2 protein-coding genes are annotated in these 2,417 nt (G+C 38.6%); both read left to right on the top strand.

What is annotated here, in order from left to right:
* Positions 1 to 158: 158 nt before the first annotated feature.
* Positions 159 to 1,622: an IS21 family transposase gene (gene istA / locus J2S07_RS21715; protein WP_307152449.1), complete on the top strand. Its 1,464-nt coding sequence runs from the start codon at positions 159 to 161 to the stop codon at positions 1,620 to 1,622.
* Entirely contained in the window at positions 1,619 to 2,344 is a 726-nt protein-coding gene (gene istB / locus J2S07_RS21710) for an IS21-like element helper ATPase IstB (RefSeq protein ID WP_307152448.1), read from the top strand. The genes istA and istB overlap by 4 nt, the downstream gene beginning before the upstream one ends.
* The last annotated feature ends 73 nt before the right edge of the window (positions 2,345 to 2,417 follow it).

Here is a 2,417-nt window from a genome sequence, read left to right as displayed (position 1 = left end):
TGTATAGTGCAAAATAAAAGTACAGAGTTATGCAAAGTAAAAGTACATAACCTTGCACTTTTATTTTTATAGAAAAAAAAGACTTGCCAGCTATCCAAAATTTCCCTACTGTTATTGGTGTCGAATCAAAACAGTGGAGGTCGAAAGGATTGCTAGCAATGTCTGAAGTTAATTGTATCAAACTACTAAGAAATCAGAAATCATTATCTATCAATGGAATCTCAAAAACTCTAAAAATTAATTGGAGGACGGCAAAAAAATACGCAGATGAGGATCAACTGCCAAAGGAAAAAACATTTCACAAAAAAGGGATGATGTATGAGAGCAATTGGGGAGTAATTGTTTCCGATTGGTTGGCTGAAGATCAGAAGCTAAAGAAAAAGAGTAGGAGAACAAACAAGAAACTTTATTCGGATTTAAAAAGCATGGGCTTTCCCGGTTCTTACCGAACCTTGTGCTATTTTGTCAAAGACTGGCGTGAAGGAAAAGACTTAGTGGATGAAGAGACAGATTTGACTGATGGGGAAAAGGACAAAAATTATGAAAGGTTAAACCATCCTCCGGCTGAGGCACAAGTGGATTTTGGAATTACCGAGGCTGTGAAGGACGGAAAGTATATAGATGTCCACTGCCTAGTAATGTCTCTCCCAAATAGTAATGCGGCGTTCTGTATCCCATTACCAGGGGAAAACCAAGAGTGTTTTCTTCATGGTTTAAAAACTGCATTTAAGCAACTAGGAGGAGTGCCTCGAAAAATCAGAATTGACAATTTAAAGGCAGCCGTCATTCAGCCTAGGGGGCGACATGAAGAAGCAACTTATACGAATGAATTTCAACAATTTGCAGGTCATTATGGCTTTGAGATTCAAGCTTGTAATCCAAGAAGTGGGCATGAAAAAGGAAATGTTGAAAATAAGGTGGGGTACGTTCGGTATAATTTTGTGACACCAGCCCCTGTGGTAAAAGACCTTCAGCATCTTGAAACAATACTAAAAGAAGGCTTAGAAAAAGACCGCCAGCGTCTTCACTACCAAAAGCAGGTACCTATTCAACAACTATTGGAAAAGGAGCAACCTTATTTGTTGGCGTTACCAGAAAAAGAATATCCGGTATTTAAGGAGGAAATAGTAAAAGCAGATAAATATGGTGAAATAACCCTCGATAAAACTAAAATACATATTCCCAAAGGCTATAATTACGGACAACTGCATGTCGTTAAATATTGGGATAAGTTTAAGGTGATTTCACCTTTCGGAGAAATTCTCCATGAAGATTACCGCCCGTATATGCAGAAAAACAGAATAATACCTTGGATTTCCATACTAAAATCATGGGTGCAGAAACCAAGGGTAGTAACCTACTCAAGATATACACCTTATTTGCCCGGCAGAATCTATGAATATCTTAAAATAGAAAATTTATCGATTCGTAAGGAACGGTTAATGTGGCTGATTGGTTTACTTGCGAATCGGGAAATGGCTGAAATTAATGATCAATTTTATGAATTGATTAATGACCAGCCTGAGGAATTAAAGGATCCCGAGCTCCATCCATATGACGTGGATTGGGCAAAATATGACCAACTACAATCTCTTTCTCCGGAAGGGAGTGAAGGTCAATGAGCAGCGATATCAAACAGTTATGCAAAACCCTTCGTCTTGCTTATATAGCTGAGGCATATGAGTCCATACCATTTGAAAGTCAGGAGCAATATCTGACAGACCTCTTAAAGAGGGAAATTCAATTGCGAGAAGAGGCAAAATGCGAGCGACTGATTAAAAAAGCGCAGTTTCTGAATAAGAAAACATTGGAGGAGTATCACTGGGGAGAACAAATTCACTTTCCTCCCCAAATTGATGCCAAGGAATTGTGTGAATTACATTTTATTGATAATCATGAGAATGTCATTTTAACAGGATCCCCCGGAACGGGGAAAACACACCTGGCTACTGGACTAGGCCGTCGCGCATGCCAAAAAGGATATGAGGTACGTTTTTACCGTGTATCAGAGTTAGTGAATACACTGGAGAAGATGTGGAGAGAAGGGAAATTAACGCAGTTTCAAAATAGATTTAAAAAGGTAGACATGATTATTCTGGATGAAATGGGGTATATACCGTTTAGCAAAGAAGGCGCTGAATTGTTGTTTCAGTTAATATCTGACTGGTACGAACAGAAGAGCCTTTTGATTACTTCAAATTTAGAATTCAGTCAGTGGAACCGGATCTTTCTAGATGCCAGGCTGACCGCCGCATTGGTAGACCGAGTTATTCATCACGCACATATTTTAAGCTTTACTGGAGACAGCTATAGAGTTACACACGCACTATCCCGTCAATCATAATCACTTTAAATAAGGCTGGCAAGCTTCTGCATTTTTTATTGCATTTTTATGTACTTTTTTCTTGCAAAATACA

It is taken from the genome of Anoxybacillus andreesenii, from assembly GCF_030813005.1.
In the GTDB taxonomy this organism is placed as follows: domain Bacteria; phylum Bacillota; class Bacilli; order Bacillales; family Cytobacillaceae; genus Robertmurraya; species Robertmurraya andreesenii.
The sequence above is the reverse complement of the archived record's forward strand: the minus strand, read 5'-3'. Positions and strand labels throughout refer to the sequence as shown.

What these genes read in the sequence shown, in the direction of transcription:
- istA (WP_307152449.1), top strand. Translation starts at nt 159, where the DNA reads ATGTCTGAAGTTAATTGTATCAAACTACTAAGAAATCAGAAATCATTA.
- istB (WP_307152448.1), top strand. Translation starts at nt 1,619, where the DNA reads ATGAGCAGCGATATCAAACAGTTATGCAAAACCCTTCGTCTTGCTTAT.